This window comes from Glycomyces sp. MUSA5-2 (assembly GCF_037034145.1).
GTDB classification, from domain to species: Bacteria; Actinomycetota; Actinomycetes; order Mycobacteriales; family Micromonosporaceae; genus Glycomyces; species Glycomyces artemisiae.
On record NZ_JBAGKG010000003.1, the window covers coordinates 518,819 to 534,890 of the forward strand.

A 16,072-nucleotide genomic window follows, 5' to 3' on the forward strand; every position below is an offset into this window, starting at 1 on the left:
CCGGGAGGGGATACGTCCAAGAGTCGTGTCCTTTGCGGCATATAGGCTTCGCCTATGGCTCAGGGTCCCACGGGGACTCGCGGTCAGGGCCGCAGCGGCGCGGCGGAGTCCCTGACGACGATGTGCGTGCCGAGGACGACCCTGTCATCGAGGTCCGGTCCCCTGTGGAGCGCGAGGCGCACGGCCTCGCGGCCCAGCTGCTCGTGGGGGACGTGGACCGTGGTCAGCGCCGGGGTCAGGTCGGAGGCCAGGGGGATGTCGTCGAAGCCGACCACCGAGACGTCCTCGGGGACGCGCACGCCCCGCCCGCGCAGGGCCTTGAGCACCCCGGCGGCGACCATGTCGGTGGCGGCGAAGACCGCGGTGGCGTCGGTGCGCTCGTCCCACAGCGCCTCCGTGACCGCGGCGCCGCTCTCGCGCGTGAACGTGCCGGGCCGGATGAGCCCTTCGTCAACGGCCACACCGTGGTCGGCGTGCGCCCTCCGGTAGCCGCGGACGCGCTCGTCGGTCGTGGACAGCCCGGGCTCGCGGCCGACGTACGCGATCCTGCGGTGCCCGTTGGCGAGCAGGTACGCGGTCATCGCGTACGCCCCGCCCTCGTTGTCGTACTCGACCACCGTGGCGGGCACGTCGGGCCCGGGGGAGGGACGCCCGCACAGGACCAGGCGCGACCCCGACTTGTCCAGGGCGCGTGCGAAGGACGCCATCCGCTCGGTGTACGTGTCGGTGTCCTGGGCGCCGCCGACGAGGATCACCGCCTCGGCGCGCTGCTCGCGCAAAAGCTCCACGACCGCCAGCTCCCGCTCCGGGTCGCCGTGCGTGGTGCACAGGAGGCACAGGCGCCCTTCGGAGGCGGCCTGCTGCTCCACGCCGCGGGCGATGAACGCGAAGAACGGGCCCGTCGCGTCGTCCAGGACCAGCGCGACGGTCTTCGTGGTCGCGCCCGCGAGCGCGCGGGCGTGCGCGTTGACGACGTAGTCGAGGTCGCGCATGGCGCGCAGCACCTTCGAGCGGGTCGGCGGGGCGACCGGGTAGTTCCCGGCGATGACCCTGGAGACGGTCATGGCCGACACGCCCGCGCGCTCGGCCACGTCGGCCAGCGTGGGGCGCCTGCCCGGTTCACTCCGTCTGGGCACCGAGGGCCTCCGTCTCTACGCCTGGCGCCAGCGCAGGTCGCCGTCGACCAGATGCGCGAGCGGGCGGCCCGCGGCCAGCCGCTCGGCCTCCTCCACGATGTACAGTCCCATGCGCGCCAGCTCGTTGCCCTGCGACCCGGCGACGTGCGGGGTCAGGAACACGTTGGGCAGCGAGAACAGCGGCGAGTCCGCGGGGAGCGGCTCGGGGTGCGTGACGTCGAGGACCGCGGAGATCCGGCCCGTCGTCAGCTCCGCGATGAGCGCGTCGGTGTCCACGAGCCGCCCGCGAGCGGTGTTGATGACCACCGCGCCGTCCTTCATGGCCGCGAACCGCTCGGCCCCCAGCAGCCCGGCGGTTTCGGCGAGGTCGGGCGCGTGCAGGCTCACGATGTCCGCCTCGGCCACGAGGCGGTCCAGGTCCACCAGCTCCGCGCCGAGGTCGGCGGCGTCCTCCACGTACGGGTCGGCCAGGAGAATGCGGAAGTCGAAGGGCCGCAGCAGCTCCAGGATCCGCCGCCCGATCCGCGACGCCCCCACGATCCCCACGGTCCGGCCGAAGTTCCCGACCTCGGGGTGGATGTAGCCCAAGGCGAACGACCGGTCCGCGCGGAACGCCTCCCGCAGCGCGAAGACCCCCTTGCCCGCCAGGAGGATCGCCGCGAGCGTGTACTCCGCCACCGGCAGCGCGTTCGCGTCCGCCGCGGACGAGACCGCCAGGCGCTCCCATCCGGCGTCGGCCACGAGCGGCTTCACCGACCCGGCGGCGTGGAGCACGGTGTGCAGCCGCGGCGCGCGTTCCAGCGCGGCGGCGTCGAGTCGCGGTGCGCCCCAGCCGGAGACGACGACCTCCGCGTCCGCGAGCGGCGCGAAGCCCCCGTACCGCTCGGCCACGTGCGCGGGGTCGATGTCGAGCACCGCGCGCAGCCGCCGCATGAGCGGCTCGGGGAACAGCCGCGGCAGGTGGACGGGGTCCATGGCGAACAGCGCGGGCAGGCGATCGGCCACCGGAGGGCTCCTTCAATCGTGAAGAACAGTTATCGGTTTCTACCATAGGAGCCGAACGCCGACTTGTCGAGTCTCGTTCCCGAGCCGCCGCTCGGCCGCGGCAATACGCCGCTGACCTGCTTATTCTCGCGCTGGGGCAACCTGATCGACCGATTCCGGTAACGATTCGGCAACGTCGGCTTGTGTTCGCGAGCGCTTGCTCCTAGCATCGCAGATAGCGGTATCTATGCGATGCCCGACAGCCTCTCACCGCTTGAAGGAGAAGACATGCGAAACGCAAGGGCGCGTTCGTCGGCCAAGCCGGCGCGCGGACTCTCACGCCGTTCGCTCATGCAGTCCGCCGGGGGTCTCTCGATCGCGGCCGCCGTCCCGCTCGCGCTCGCCGGGTGCGGCACCGGGGGCGGCACGACCGGCGGCAAGACCGCGATCCGGTTCCTGTACGCCACGGGCGACGAGACCTGGAACTCCGTGGCGAAGGCCGTCGCCGACGCGTTCAACGCCCAGAGCGCCACCGCGGTCGTCGAACTCGACCCGCTCCCCGCGGGCACCGACTACCCGACCGCCATGAAGACCATGGACGCCACCGGGAACTGGCCCGCGCTCGTCGACATGCGCGACACCCTCACCTACCTGGAGGCCGGGAAGCTCGCCCCCATCCCCGAGAGCGTCTCCAGCCTGCTCAACGACGAGGTCTACGCCCCCGCCGAGGACGGCGACGTGTACATCGTCCCCACCACCGCCCTCAACGGCGAGCTCGGCTTCAACATGGTCTACGACAAGGACTACTTCGAGGAGCACGGTCTCGCCGTCCCGACCACGTACGCCGAGTTCATCGCCCTCCTCGACGCGATCCAGGCCAACGGCGACGCGCCCCTGGCGACCGCCGCTGGCGAGATCTGGCCCTCCGACCAGCTGTGGAAGCCCCTCGCCGCCCCCACCTTCGCCCAGTACTCCGAGGCCGGGGGCTTCTGGAACGCCGTGCGCGCCGGGGACGCCTCGATCGAGGACCTGAGGGAGCCCCTCCAGCGGCTCAAGGACATCACCGACGCGTACGTCCTCGAAGGCTGGCAGTCCACCCAGGACGCCCAGACCACGACGCTCCTGGTCAACCGCCAGGCCGTCATGTCCACCTCCTCGGCCGGGATCGGTCGCCTCAACGACGTCAACAAGGTCGACCCCGACTTCAACGCCGGGATCTTCTACGTGCCCGCCGACGACGGGAAGCTCAACGTCCTCAAGGACGACGTCAACGGCGACTCCGCCTCCGGGTTCGCGATCTCCTCGCAGGCGAAGGAGAATGGCGGCAAAGAATACGACGCGGCCGTGGAGTTCCTGGAGTTCTACTACTCGGTCGACGCCTGCAACCTCATGGAGGAGACCGGGATGATCGCCCCGAACGTCAAGGCCTCCGACGAGATCGTGCGCAACTCGACCATCCCCGGCGCGGGCGACTACTTCGCGCTGCTGGAGAACCCGAACCTGAACTTCTTCCAGAACCCGACCGCGTGGGCCGGGTTCAGCACCTTCCACACCTTCTTCCGGCAGGCGCGCATCGAGATGCAGGACGGCCAGACCACCATCGACGAGTGCATCGCCAAGTCCCAGGAGGAGTTCGACAACCAGGCGGAGAACGAGTGACCGCGCAGCTCGCCGAACGCCCGGCCGCCGTCTCCGGCGGCCGGGCGCCCGCCCGCGCCCGGCGCTTCACGCGCCACCGGGCCGTGATGCTCCTGTTCATCGCGCCCGCGCTGATCGTCTACGTGCTCATGGTGATCGCGCCGTCGATCCAGTCGATCCAGCTCAGCCTCACCGACTGGGACGGCATCAACCCCGCGTACGACTACGTGGGCCTGGCGAACTACCGGGACATCCTCGCCAGCGACCGGTTCTGGAACGCCACCAGGAACACCCTGATCCTCGGCCTCGGCTCCGCGGTGATCGTCAACGCGATCGCCCTCGGCGTCGCGCTCCTGCTCGACAAGCTCCACCACGCGCAGGGCTTCTTCCGCACCATCGTGTACCTCCCGGCGCTCGTCTCGGGCTTCATCGCCGCCACGATCTGGAAGTACATGCTCAACTTCAACTTCGGGGCCGTCAACACGATCCTGCGCGACCTCGGCTTCGACGACGCCGCCATGGACTGGCTGGGCGACAACGAGATCGTCGTCGGCGTCCTGCTGTTCATCATCTGCTTCACCCTCGGCGGCAACACCACCCTCATCTACCTGGCGAACCTCCAGTCCGTCCCGCAGGACCTCGTGGAGGCCGCGAAGATCGACGGCGCCTCCCGCGGGCAGGTCTTCCGGTACGTCACCTGGCCGATGCTCGCCGGGGCCGTCACCGTCAACATGACCCTCATGATGATCGCCGGGTGGACGATCTTCGACCAGGTCATGGTCCTCACCGCGGGCGGACCCGGGTTCGTCTCCGAGACCATGGCGTTCTTCATCTACAAGGTCGGCTTCGGCGAGTACCGCGCCGGGTACGGCTCGGCTGCCGCCATCGTCCTGTTCATCGTCGTCATGGCGACCACGGTGCTCGCCAACCGGTACATGCGCAGCAGGGAGGTCCAGGCATGAGCGAGTCCAAGCGCCGCAGAGAGAAGCGGCGGCTCACTCCGGGAGAGGTCGTCGTCATGGCGGTCCTGTCGGTCCTCGTCCTCGCCGTGTCCTTCCCGGTCCTGTACGCGCTGCTCAACTCCTTCCGCAGCTACGCCGAGATCACCAAGGACCCCATGGGCCTGCCGACCGGCCTGAGCTTCGAGAACTACGCGCGGCTGTTCCAGACCACCGACTACGGCGAGGCGCTCGTCAACACCCTCGTCATCACCGTCGGCACCCTCGTGCTCCTCATCGCGATCGTCCCCATGGCCGCGTGGGGCATCGAGCGGATCGGCGGGCGCTCCTCGCGCTGGATCTACCTGCTGTTCATCGCCGGGCTCATGATCCCCTTCCAGGTCCGCATGATCCCGCTGGTGTCCTCCATGAACCAGATCGGCCTGTACTCGACGCTCACCAGCGTCATCCTCGTGCACCTCGGCGGCGCCGCCTCGTTCGGCATCCTCCTGTACTGCTCCTTCATCAAGGGCGTGCCGCGCGAGGTCGAAGAGGCCGCCGAAGTGGACGGCGCGGGGAGGCTCCGCACGTTCTGGTCCATCGTCTTCCCGATGCTCCTGCCCGTGACCTCGGCGTTCGTCATCATCCAGGCCCTGTCGCTGTGGAACGACTTCTTCATCCCCCTGGTCTTCCTCGACTCGTCCTCGGCGGGCACCATCAACGTCGCCCTCAGCCGCATGGTCGGGCTCCTCACCTCTCAGTGGGAGCTCATCTACACCGGCGCGATCCTCGCGATCGTCCCCTCGGTGATCCTCTTCGCGGCGTTCCAGCGGTACTTCATCAAGGGCATGTCCATCGGGGCGGTGAAGGGGTGACCTCCTGGCTCGCCTACGACTCGCGGCTCTCGCGCACGCTCCTCGCCGTGTTCTGGTGGTTCGCGACCTCCGTGCAGCTCTTGGCGACGGCGATCCCGTTCGCGTTCGCCGGGCAGCTCGGCCTCACCCACCTCGGCCTGTGGGCGGGCGCCGCCGCCGCGCTCCCGGCCGGGCCCGGCCTGTACGCGGCCCTGAAGTGTATGCGCGACTTCGCCGCCCACGGCTACCCCGGCGCGCCCTTCCGCACGTTCTGGACCGCCTGGGCCCGGGGCTGGAATCGCCTGTGGCGCATCTGGACCGGCGCGGCCGTCCTCGGACTCCTCCTCTCCTACAACGCCGTCCTCTACGGCTCCGGCGACGCCGCGTTCGCCGCGGTCTGCGCCGCCGCCGCGCTCGTCCTCGCCGCCCTCATCGCCACCGCGAGCGCCTCCCTCGCCGGGGCCGAGGGCCCCGCGCTGGCGGTCCTCACCGCGGCCCTGCGCGCGGCGGCCCGCCGCCCGCAGGCCCCGGCCGCGTGGCTCGCGGTCGCGGCCCTCGCGTACGCCGCCGCGCTCATCCCGGTGATCGGCCCGAACCTCGCGCTCTTCACGCCCGCGGCCGCGGCCTGGGCGATCGTGATCGTCAACGCCGCCACCGGCTTCGACCGACAGGCGGCCTGAGCCGGGGCGCGCGGTCACATGAGGACACCTCCGGTAGGGTGGCGGTTCGGACAGCCGTAAGGTTTGTTCTGAGAAGACCGGATTGCTACACGGAGGTCGGTGACCATGGGCGGCTTCAACGTCTCCCCGGAGACCATTCGCCAAGCGGCTGACCAGCTCGACGCGGGCATCGAAGAAGTGCAGGCGCTCTACGACCAGTTCACCGCCTCCGTCGAGCAGTACGCCGACGCGTTCGGCGGCGACATCATCGGCACCGCGGGGGGCATCGGCCACCAGGTGCTCATGGACGCCGCCGACGGGTGCTTCACCACCAACATCGAGGACCTGACCACCATCTCGCAGGCCCTGCGGGACATGGCCGACGACCACGAGGTCTCGGACGACGAGATCGCCGCGGTCTTCTCCAAGCTCCAGGGCGACCTCCAGTCCGGCCCGGCCCAGTCCGCTTAGGAGCCCGCTCGCATGGGAATGCAACTGCCCTCGGAGCTCATCACGCTCCTCGGCGTCCTAGGATACGAATGGCCCGAGTCCGACGAGGAGTCGATGTTCAAGCTCGGCGGCGAGTGGACCGCCATGGCCGACCAGCTGGACGCCAAGATCGAGTCGCTCCAGGTCGCCGCCCGCACCGTCGTCGAGAACAACACCGGCGCCCACATCGACGCGTTCCAGACCGAGTGGGAGGGCGAGGAGTCCTCCGCGTCCAACCTCGCCGACGCTGGGGACCCGGCGAACAAGGTCAACATCGCCCTGACGGTGATGGCCGGGATCGTGCTCGCTCTGAAGATCCAGATCATCGTGCAGCTCGCGATCCTCGCGGTCCAGATCGCCTGGGCCATCGCTACCGCGCCGGTCACCTTCGGCGCCTCCCTCGCGCAGATCCCCATCTTCAAGGAGATCGCCGGGATCATCATCGAGCAGCTGCTCGACATGGCCATCGGGAGGGTCCTCAATGGGTAGGAGCGTCGTCGGAGGCAGGAAGAACAGCGACCGCGACGGCGGCGCGGGCATCCTCACCAAGCTCCTCAACGACCCCAAGTCGTTCAAAGAAGCGCAGAAGAAGGTCCGCCAGGCCCAGGGCGGCGGCAAGAAGTCCAAGGGGCCCGAGACGTTCCCGAACCTGGACCCGCCCCTGAAGCGCGGCCCGAACCACATGACGCCGAGCGGCGACAAGGACCTCGACCGCCAGCGGCTGCGCGAGGCGCTGCACGACAAGATCGACGAGGTGTCGGACGGGCGCGACCCGACGACGTTCTGGTCCGGCGCCCAGCGCCGCCCGTGCATGAGCGCGGTCTGGGACCGCGAGTCGGGCCGGGTCTACTACAACCACAACACCAAGGGGAAGGTCCTTGAGGACCCCGACGGGCTCCACCCGATCCTGAAGGACCGGTACGACGAGTACAAGAAGGGCGACGGCGGGACCTGGAAGCAGTACGAGCCCAACCAGAAGGACCACGGCGAGCCGGGCACGCACTCCGAGACCCGGGCCACCAACGAAGCCCTCCTGGACGCCGAGACGGACTACGCCAAAGGGGAGCGGCGCGACAAGCCGAAGCTCGACGACTTCATGGTCGACAATGCCAACCCCTCCAACAAGGACTTCATGCCGTGCTGCCCCCAGTGCACGCAGATGATCGACGGCGTCGACGGCGCCGACGCCGGCTGGGACAAGGACGAGCAGGGCAACAAGAAGCACCGCACCGGCAAGACGGGCCTCTAGAGTGATGACGACGCTAAGGTGGGACTGGTGAGACCGCATTACGACCCCGTCGGGGCGACCGTGCCGGAGCAGTCGCTCCGCCTCGACCTCGACCAGGTGTACTGGCACGGCTCCGAGCGGTTCACCGGATTCCTCGGCGAGACGGTCCCGAGCGGCAACTACGAGTTCCAGGGCTTCCGCGACGGCGTGCTCGAAGGCCCCAGCGGCGAGCTCTCTCCCGACGGAGACCTGGTCTTCGAGGAGTGGTACCAGCGCAACACCCTGCACGGCATCACCCGGCGGTTCAGGCCCGACGGCACCCTGGCGAACGCCACCGGGTACGAGTACGGGGTCGCGATCTGGACCGTCCGGTTCGACGTCGACGGGCGCACCGTCCTGTCCACCGATCGCACCGAGCTCACCCCGGGAGTCGTGAGGTCGCTGGAGATGATGCGCGCCGACGTCCCGATGCCGCCGCTCCTCGGCCCCGAGTACGCCGCGGACCTGAACCGGCACTGACCCCGGGCCCCTCACGCGCCCGCTCCGGGCCGCTTCGCGGGGAACCCGTGGGCGCGGGCGCCGACTACCACCGCCGCGACCGGGGCCATGAGGACCAGGGCGCCCCAAGGGAACGAGCCGGGCCCGAGGAGGCCGATCATGAGGCCGCCGACGGCCCCGCCCGCGGCCATCGAGGAGTTCCAGGTCGTCACCAGGAGCGCCTGGCCCCTGTCGCCGCCCGCGTCGTTGACCGCCGTCTGGAGGAGCGTCGGCACGCCGCCCCAGCCCAGCCCCCACAGGACGACCGCGGCGAACAGCGGCGCGGGCTGATCCGCCCAGGCCGTGAGCGCCGCCGCCGCGACGAGGAACAGCCCCGCACTGGCGACCGTGAGGACCCGCAGGCGCCGGTCGACGAGCGTCCCGGTGACGACGATGCTCACCGCCGAGGCGACGCCGAACACGAGCAGGACGGTCTCGCGCCGCGCGTTCATGCCGTTGGCGTCCAGGAACGTCGCGATGTAGGTGTACAGGATGTTGTGCGCGAGGACGTAGGCCGCGACGGTGAACAGGACCGGGACGACCCCGGGGAGCCTGAGCGCGGCGAGGATCGGCTCGCGCTTCCCGGCCTTCCGGCCCGGGAACTCGGGGACGGAGGCGCGGATCCAGATCGCCAGGAGCGCGGAGACGGCGGCGACGAGCCCGAACGTGAGGCGCCAGCCGAGGAGGTCGCCCATGAAGGTGCCCAAGGGGATGCCGAGGGAGAGCGCGAGCGGCACGCCCGCCATGGTGAAGGCGATGGCGCGGCCCTGGAGGTGCGGCGGGGCGAGCCTGCGGGCGTAGGCGACGAGCTCGGCCCACACGACCGCGGCGGCGACGCCCGCGGCGAGGCGCAGGGCCATGGTGAGCGCGTACGAGTCGGAGACGGCGGTGACGAGGTTCGCGACGGCGAACGTCAGGGCCGCGGCCAGGAGGAGGCGCCTCCGGTGCCAGGCGGCGGTGGCGGCCATGACCGGGATCGCCGAGACGCCGGTGGCGATGGCGTAGACGGTGAGGGTCTGCCCGGCGGCGGCCTCGCTGACGCGGAGGTCGGCGGCCATCTCGGGGAGGACGCCGGCCGGGAGCGCTTCGGTGACGATCGCCATGAACGCGGCGGTGGCGAGGGCCAGGAGCGGCACGACCGGGAGGGTCTGCCGGACGGGCGGAGTGTCGACTCGGGTTGCGGTCATGACCGGAAGCCTCCAACCTTGACACCTATGTCAGGGTCAAGGCGGCGTGGCCGGGGTCATACGGGTGCGGGCCCCGACTTCCGCCGAGGCCCGCGTCCATTAGCGCCTCGCGGTGGTCGGGTCGCCGATCACTCTGGGGGAGATGACGATCCGGTCGAGGTTCGGGGCCCATGCGTCGGGGTTGCCGAGGCGCAGGGGCTGGTCCGCGGTCGCCAGCGCGACCGGGAAGGACCGCTGGGAGAAGCTGTCCCACGAGTACGTGTACCGGAAGTAGGCGTGGCCGACCTCGGTGCCGGCCTCGGTGGCCTGGAGGAGCCGGTCCACGACCTGCGGGTTGTAGTCGTGGTCGCCCGACAGCTCGGCGTTGGCGTAGTACACGGTGACGTCGTAGTCGCCGGGCGCGGCGAAGCCGTCGCGGGGGAGTTCGATCGCGTTGGCCGCGCCGCTGCCGACCCAGCCGACGTAGGCCATGCCGGAGGCGTTGGAGCCGGTCGACTCGGCGAGGTCCGTGACCGCCGCCGAGCCCAGCAGGACGGCGTCCTCGGCCTCGATCGACACCGCGGACGCATCGGCGGCCCGGTTGCGGACCGTGGTCAGCGACTGGACCGTCGCGCCGTCGGGGGAGCGCAGCTCGATCTCGTTGATCCCCTCGACGAGGTGCACGGTGGCGCTGGAGCGCCACTTGCCCTTGCGGGCCGACGTGAGCTCCGCGGTCGGCTCGCCGTTGACGACGAGTTCGACCGAGGACGCCTTCGCGGAGGACCAGTCGACGGCGAGGTCGTAGTAGCCGGTCTCCATCGCGTTGGCGTACAGGTCGCCGCGGCCCTCGCCCCGGAGCTTCGCCGAGCCGCGGTCGCTCCCGTTGGCCCAGTTCAGGACCGCGCCGTCCTCCAGCCGGAACGTGGTGGCCGGGTACACCGTGGACTCCTCGGTGACCGAGGTCAGCGAGACCTTGTCCAGGGTGATGTCGGAGTTCGGGAGTACGGTGGCGCCGTCCTCACTGGAGCGGATCGAGAGGAGGTGTTCACCCGCGGTGAGGTCCACGAGGACCTCGGCGCTGCCGCGGTACTGCCAGCGGCTGTTGGCGTTGAGCGCGAGGTCCGCGGCGTACTGGATCGTGCCGGAGGCGGTGTCGTCGACGAACAGCGCGTGGCGGCCGGGGACGCCGGGCGCGCCGCCGACGACCTGGAGCCGGTAGGTCCCGTCCGCGGGGACCTCGACGGTCCAGTCGGCGCGGGAGGTCGCCTGGTTGAACGAGCCCACGTCCTGGCCGCCGGAGGCGAGGAACTTCCAGCCGCCGTTGGCCTGCGGGTCCTGGGTGTAGACGGTGGCGTCGGTGAGGTCCAGGTGCTCGGCCTCGACCGAGGCGGTCCACGGCTGGGCCGCGGCGCCGGCCTCGACGTCGCGGGCGCCGTCGGGGGTGATGACCACCTGGTATCCGGCGTACCGGTCGTACACCGGCACGTCGAGGCTCAGGGCGCCGTCGCCGAGTTCGACGCCGTCGAGGGCCTTGACCACCCGCGGGGTGTCGGTCAGCCCTTCGGCGCCGTTGAGCGCCGCTTCGCGGACCTCGATGTCCACCTTGCTCCCGAAGATGGACCGGTCGAGGCCGCTCAGGTCCAGGGTCACGTCGTTCCCGGTGCCGCCGAACAGGACCGTGGCGCGCTTGTTCGCCTCGTCGATCGCGCCGATGCCCTGGAGGGTGTCCACGGCGTTCAGCTCGGGCGGGGTGACGGCCACGGTCTCGGAGCCTTCGAGGTCGCCGTACCACTTGAACATCCACCACCCGGCGTTCGCGCCGTTGGGGCGGGCCGAGTTGTCGGAGAGGTTCCCGGCGTAGTTCCAGTACGCGACCTGCGCGTCCACCTTGGTGTCCTCGAACATCGCGAACCACTGGACGAGCTGGCCGGGCACGCCCATGTCGCGGAGCATCCCGTACTCGGTGATGTTGACCGGGATCGGGTCGAGGCCCAGCTCCTGTTCGAGCGCCCGGTAGTCGGCGAAGTTCTGCCGGTAGGTCGCCAGGTTGTCGATGCCCAGCTCGTGCCAGATGAAGATGTCCGGCAGGGACCCGTGCTCCTTGGCGAACCGGAGGAGGTCCTCTGACCGCTGGGGCTGCCAGCGGGTGTCGCCGGGGCCGCCGATGCGGGCGTGGCCGAGGCCGTGGCGGTCCCAGACCTCCTGGATCTTCTCGTAGGTGGCCTGCCAGTCGGCGAGGAACTGGTCCTTCTGGTTCGCCCAGTCGGGGTACCAGTTGCCGCCGTCGGGCTCGTTGTAGGGGATGAACACGTAGTCCTGGGGGCGGTCGGAGTCGGTGGCGACGGCCTCGGCCACGAACTCGGTGACTTCGAGGAAGTCCCAGACGCCGTTGGGCTCCTCGGTGTAGGCGCCGGTGGCCTGGTCGTAGGTGCGGTCGTCGCCGGGGCGCTTCCCGCCGTTGTACGGCCACTCGGGGTAGTAGTCCTGCACGTAGATGTACAGGTCCTGGCCGTGCTTGTCGAAGAAGCCGTCCTCGATCTTGATCGCGTCGCCCGAGGGGTGCTGGGTCCCGTAGGGGGCCTTCTGCGACGAGTTGGTGATGTGGGCGCCGTTGATGACGGCCTGGGTGGGGGCGCCCTCGTCGCCGAACCCGTAGAGCGTGCCGGAGGCGCCGCCGCGGAACTCGCCGGTGCGCTGGGCGAAGTCCACCGCGAGCACCTCGGTCTCCGCGGCGCTGGCGGGCGTTCCGGACAGGCCGGTCACGGCCGTCGCGGCGACCGCTGCGGCAGCGACAGTTGCCATCGGTCTCCTCATCGTGTGGTTCCTCTTCTCATTGTCGTCATTGACAGGGGTCGATCTTCGACTGACGGCCCGACCGTACCGAAATCTGATAACGATTTCAAGACAAGATTTGAAATCGATATCAGGACGCGTTACGGTACCGATTGAAATCGATATCAGGCGTCCGGACCGCGGACGCCTGCGCCGAACACCAGGACAAGGGGCATCGTGGCCGAGCAGTTCACTTGGGGCAGTAGCCGACTCGCACTCCGGTTCGAGTGGGGGGAGGACGCGCCGGTGCGCGTCGCCGGGATCGTCCGCGGCGACCGCGCCACCGGCCTCCACGCGCTCCCGCTCGTCGAGGTCGCGACCGCCGCCTCCGGCCACCGCCCCGCCGCCGACCGCCTCGCCCACACCCGGCTCGGCGAACTGCTGCGCCACACCGGGCACGCCGAGACCCGCACCGCCGCCGGCCGCGTCCTCACGATCGAGCAGGCCGCCGAGGGCCTGCACGCCACCACCGCGATCGAACTCCTCGACGCCGCCGACGGCGCGATCCGCGCCCGCACCACGATCACCGCCGACACCGTCCAGGTCCTGCGCTCCGTCGCCACCTGGACCATGGGCTTCACCCGGACCGGCGGCGGCGACCATGACGACGACTTCGCCGCCTGGCACCGCGTCAACGGCGTCAGCGACTGGTTCGGCGAAGGCCGCTGGGCCCGCACCCCCCTGCGCGGCAACGACTTCCCGCGCCTGTCCACCGAACTCGCCGGAGGGGACCACGACCCCCGCGGCCACTGGTCCGCGACCTCCGACGGCACCTGGTCCACCGGCCACCACCTCCCCGTCGCGGGCGTGGAGACCGACGGCCTCGCCTTCGCCTGGCAGATCGAGCACAACGGCGCCTGGCGCTGGGAACTCGGCGAAGACCTCCGCGGCGGCTACGTCAGCCTCTCCGGGCCCACCGACACCGACCACTCCTGGACCCGCGTCCTCCACCCCGGCGAATCCTTCACCACCGTCCCCGCCGCCATCACCGCCGGAGACGACTTCACCGGAGCGGTCGCCGCCCTCACCGCCTTCCGCCGCGCCGCCCGCCGCCCCCACCCCGACAACGCCGCCATGCCCGTGGTCTTCAACGACTACATGAACACCCTCAACGGCGACCCCACCACCGCGAAGCTCCTCCCGCTCATCGCAGCCGCCGCGAACGTCGGCGCCGAGATCTTCTGCATCGACGCCGGCTGGTACGACGACTCCGGCGACTGGTGGCCCTCCGTGGGCGAATGGCGCCCCTCCACCACCCGCTTCCCCGGCGGCCTCGGCGAAGTCATCGACGCCGTCCGCGGCCACGGCATGGTCCCCGGCCTCTGGCTCGAACCCGAGGTCATCGGCGTCAACAGCCCCATGGCCGACCGCCTCCCGCCCGAGGCGTTCCTCCAGCGCCACGGCCAGCGCATCGCCGAACACCAGCGCTACCACCTCGACCTGCGCCACCCCGCCGCCATCAACCACCTCGACGGCGTCGTCGACCGCCTCGTCGCCGAGTTCGGCATCGGCTTCTTCAAGTTCGACTACAACATCAACCCCGGCCCCGGCACCGACCGCGACGCCGACAGCGTCGGCGACGGCCTCCTGGAGCACAACCGCGCCCACCTCGCCTGGCTCGACGGCGTCCTCGACCGCCACCCCGGCCTCGTCGTCGAGAACTGCTCCTCCGGCGCCATGCGCATGGACTTCGCCGTCCTCTCCCGCCTCGCCATGCAGTCCACCTCCGACCAGCAGGAGTTCACCAAGTACCCGCCGATCGCCGCCGCCGCGCCGATCGCCCTCCTCCCCGAACAGGCCGCCAGCTGGGCCTACCCCCAGCCCGGCATGAACGAGGAAGAGGCCGCGTTCTGCCTCGTCACCGGCCTCCTCGGCCGCTACTACGTCTCCGGGCACCTCAACGAGATGACCGACGCCCAGCGCACCGTCGTCGCCGAGGCCATCGCCGCCGCCAAGACCCTCCGCACTGACATCGCCGCGAGCACCCCCCACTGGCCCGCGGGCCTGCCCGGCTGGACCGACCCCTGGACCGCCCTGGGCCTCACCGCACCCGGAGGCGACCTCGTCTCCGTGTGGCGCCGCGGCGGCCCCGCCGCCACCGAACTGCACTTCCCGCACCTCGCCGGACGCGACGTCCACGTCACCACGGTCTTCCCCGCGGCCCTGCCCGAATGGAAGACCGACTGGGACGCCGCCACCGGCACCCTCACCGTGCGCAGCGACGGCGCCCCCGTCGGCGCCCGCACCCTGCGCCTCACCACCTCGAAGTAACCGCGACAAGGAGCGATTCAATGAAGAACAGGTTCCGCAGCACACTCGCGCTGGCCGCCGCGGCCGCCGTGGCCCTCGCCGGGTGCTCCGACCCCGGCGCCGGGGACTCGGACGCCGGACCCGCCGACTGGCCCGCGCAGGACGCCGACCTCTCCGGCACCACCCTCACCATCTGGGCCGCCCAGAACTCGAACACCGTGCCCGACAGCGTCATCGCGGGCTTCGAGGAGCTCACCGGCGCCGAAGTCGAAGTGGTCACCATCCCCGACCCCTACGAGCAGGGCGTCCAGACCAAGGTCGCCACCGGCGACAAGCCCGACCTCGCGTTCTGGCAGCCCACCGCCTCCCAGCTCACCGCCCTCAACGCCTCCCAGAACCTCCAGTCCCTGGAAGGCGCCCCCTGGCTCGACTTCTACGACCCGGCGCTGCGCGACATCACCGGCATCCTCGACGACACCCGCTACGCCGCGCTCATCACCACGCCCGCCGTCGAAGGCGTCTACTACAACAAGGAGGTCTTCGCCGCCAACGGCGTCACCGACCTCCCCACCGACTGGGACTCCTTCATCCAGCTCGCCCGCGACCTCAAGGCCGAAGGCACCACCCCGTTCTACGAGATGGGCGCCGACCGCTGGGCCACCCAGTGGTGGGTCCAGGTCCAGCTCGCCGACGCCGCCGAGGACGGCCTCTGGGACCGCGTCAACGCCGGAGAAGAATCCTTCACCGACCCGACCATCCAGGGCGCCATCGACACCTACAAGTCCCTGATCGACGAGGGCCTGTTCAACGAGGACATCAAGACCGCCACCTTCGAGGACCAGGGCGCGGCCCTGCTCGACGGCGACGCCGCGATGGTCATGCAGGTCAACTCGTTCTTCGGCCAGCTCCAGTCCCTCGCCGACACCGAGGAGCTGAACCAGAAGATCGGGTTCTTCCCGATCTCCCCGTCCGGCAACACCGGCACGTTCATCCCCGACCAGTCGAACGCGCTCGTCGCCTTCAAGACCGGCGACGCCGACCGCGAGTCCGCCGCCCGCCAGCTCCTGTCCTACTGGCTCGGCGACGGCTACGGCGACTTCGTGAACGCCCAGTCCACGGTCTCGCTCCAGCCCGGCGTCGAGACGCCCGCCGACGTCCCCGAAGCGCTCCTGTCCGTCTCCGAGTCCGTCGGCGACGCCGCCGGGTCCATGCAGGCCCTCGCCATCGCCAACCCCGACCTGTACCTCTACCTGGCCGACATGATCCAAGGCACCAAGACCCCGACCGAGGTCGCCGAGGCCACCCAGGCCCAGTTCGCGGAACTGGCCAAGGCCCAAGGCGCCGAGGGCTTCTAGACCGCC

The 16,072-nt window shown here is 70.5% G+C and carries 14 protein-coding genes; 10 read left to right on the forward strand and 4 right to left on the reverse strand.

Annotation, left to right across the window (positions count from 1 at the left end):
• Window positions 1–83: 83 nt before the first annotated feature.
• Window positions 84–1,136: a LacI family DNA-binding transcriptional regulator gene (locus WA640_RS12575; protein ID WP_335988012.1), complete on the reverse strand. Its 1,053-nt coding sequence runs from the start codon at window positions 1,134–1,136 to the stop codon at window positions 84–86.
• A 15-nt stretch (window positions 1,137–1,151) separates the two neighbouring features.
• Window positions 1,152–2,111 carry a hydroxyacid dehydrogenase gene (locus tag WA640_RS12580; protein WP_442904755.1) on the reverse strand — a complete coding sequence of 320 codons (960 nt, stop codon included), beginning with the start codon at window positions 2,109–2,111 and terminating at the stop codon, window positions 1,152–1,154.
• 297 nt (window positions 2,112–2,408) lie between these two features.
• Here WA640_RS12580 and WA640_RS12585 point away from each other — a divergent pair, with 297 nt between their 5' ends.
• From WA640_RS12585 to WA640_RS12620, 8 genes are all read left to right on the forward strand, one after another.
• The gene (locus tag WA640_RS12585; protein ID WP_335988014.1) at window positions 2,409–3,779 is read left to right on the forward strand and encodes an ABC transporter substrate-binding protein; all 1,371 of its coding nucleotides are present in this window, start codon (window positions 2,409–2,411) and stop codon (window positions 3,777–3,779) included.
• Window positions 3,776–4,720: a carbohydrate ABC transporter permease gene (locus WA640_RS12590; protein WP_335988015.1), complete on the forward strand. Its 945-nt coding sequence runs from the start codon at window positions 3,776–3,778 to the stop codon at window positions 4,718–4,720. The genes WA640_RS12585 and WA640_RS12590 overlap by 4 nt, the downstream gene beginning before the upstream one ends.
• Window positions 4,717–5,571, forward strand: coding sequence for a carbohydrate ABC transporter permease (locus WA640_RS12595; protein WP_335988016.1), 855 nt, complete (start codon window positions 4,717–4,719; stop codon window positions 5,569–5,571). The genes WA640_RS12590 and WA640_RS12595 overlap by 4 nt, the downstream gene beginning before the upstream one ends.
• Window positions 5,568–6,230, forward strand: coding sequence for a hypothetical protein (locus tag WA640_RS12600; RefSeq protein ID WP_335988017.1), 663 nt, complete (start codon window positions 5,568–5,570; stop codon window positions 6,228–6,230). The genes WA640_RS12595 and WA640_RS12600 overlap by 4 nt, the downstream gene beginning before the upstream one ends.
• A 105-nt stretch (window positions 6,231–6,335) precedes the next feature.
• On the forward strand, window positions 6,336–6,680 hold the full coding sequence (locus WA640_RS12605) for a WXG100 family type VII secretion target (protein WP_106363462.1): 345 nt from the start codon (window positions 6,336–6,338) through the stop codon (window positions 6,678–6,680).
• Window positions 6,681–6,692: 12 nt separating this feature from the next.
• Window positions 6,693–7,187, forward strand: coding sequence for a WXG100-like domain-containing protein (locus WA640_RS12610; RefSeq protein WP_106363461.1), 495 nt, complete (start codon window positions 6,693–6,695; stop codon window positions 7,185–7,187).
• Complete coding sequence (locus WA640_RS12615) at window positions 7,180–7,947, forward strand: YwqJ-related putative deaminase (protein ID WP_106363460.1); 768 nt, start codon at window positions 7,180–7,182, stop codon at window positions 7,945–7,947. The genes WA640_RS12610 and WA640_RS12615 overlap by 8 nt, the downstream gene beginning before the upstream one ends.
• 27 nt (window positions 7,948–7,974) lie before the next feature.
• Window positions 7,975–8,445 carry a toxin-antitoxin system YwqK family antitoxin gene (locus tag WA640_RS12620; RefSeq protein WP_335988018.1) on the forward strand — a complete coding sequence of 157 codons (471 nt, stop codon included), beginning with the start codon at window positions 7,975–7,977 and terminating at the stop codon, window positions 8,443–8,445.
• Window positions 8,446–8,456: 11 nt separating this feature from the next.
• Here the strand turns inward: WA640_RS12620 and WA640_RS12625 are convergent, their stop codons facing one another.
• Window positions 8,457–9,650: an MFS transporter gene (locus tag WA640_RS12625; RefSeq protein WP_335988019.1), complete on the reverse strand. Its 1,194-nt coding sequence runs from the start codon at window positions 9,648–9,650 to the stop codon at window positions 8,457–8,459.
• 99 nt (window positions 9,651–9,749) lie between these two features.
• Complete coding sequence (locus WA640_RS12630) at window positions 9,750–12,431, reverse strand: hypothetical protein (protein ID WP_335988020.1); 2,682 nt, start codon at window positions 12,429–12,431, stop codon at window positions 9,750–9,752.
• A gap of 207 nt (window positions 12,432–12,638) precedes the next feature.
• Here WA640_RS12630 and WA640_RS12635 point away from each other — a divergent pair, with 207 nt between their 5' ends.
• Both WA640_RS12635 and WA640_RS12640 read left to right on the forward strand, forming a co-directional pair.
• Window positions 12,639–14,732 (forward strand): glycoside hydrolase family 36 protein, encoded by a 2,094-nt coding sequence (locus WA640_RS12635; protein WP_335988022.1) that lies wholly within the window; start codon window positions 12,639–12,641, stop codon window positions 14,730–14,732.
• 20 nt (window positions 14,733–14,752) lie between these two features.
• Window positions 14,753–16,066: an ABC transporter substrate-binding protein gene (locus WA640_RS12640; protein WP_335988023.1), complete on the forward strand. Its 1,314-nt coding sequence runs from the start codon at window positions 14,753–14,755 to the stop codon at window positions 16,064–16,066.
• Window positions 16,067–16,072: the final 6 nt, after the last annotated feature.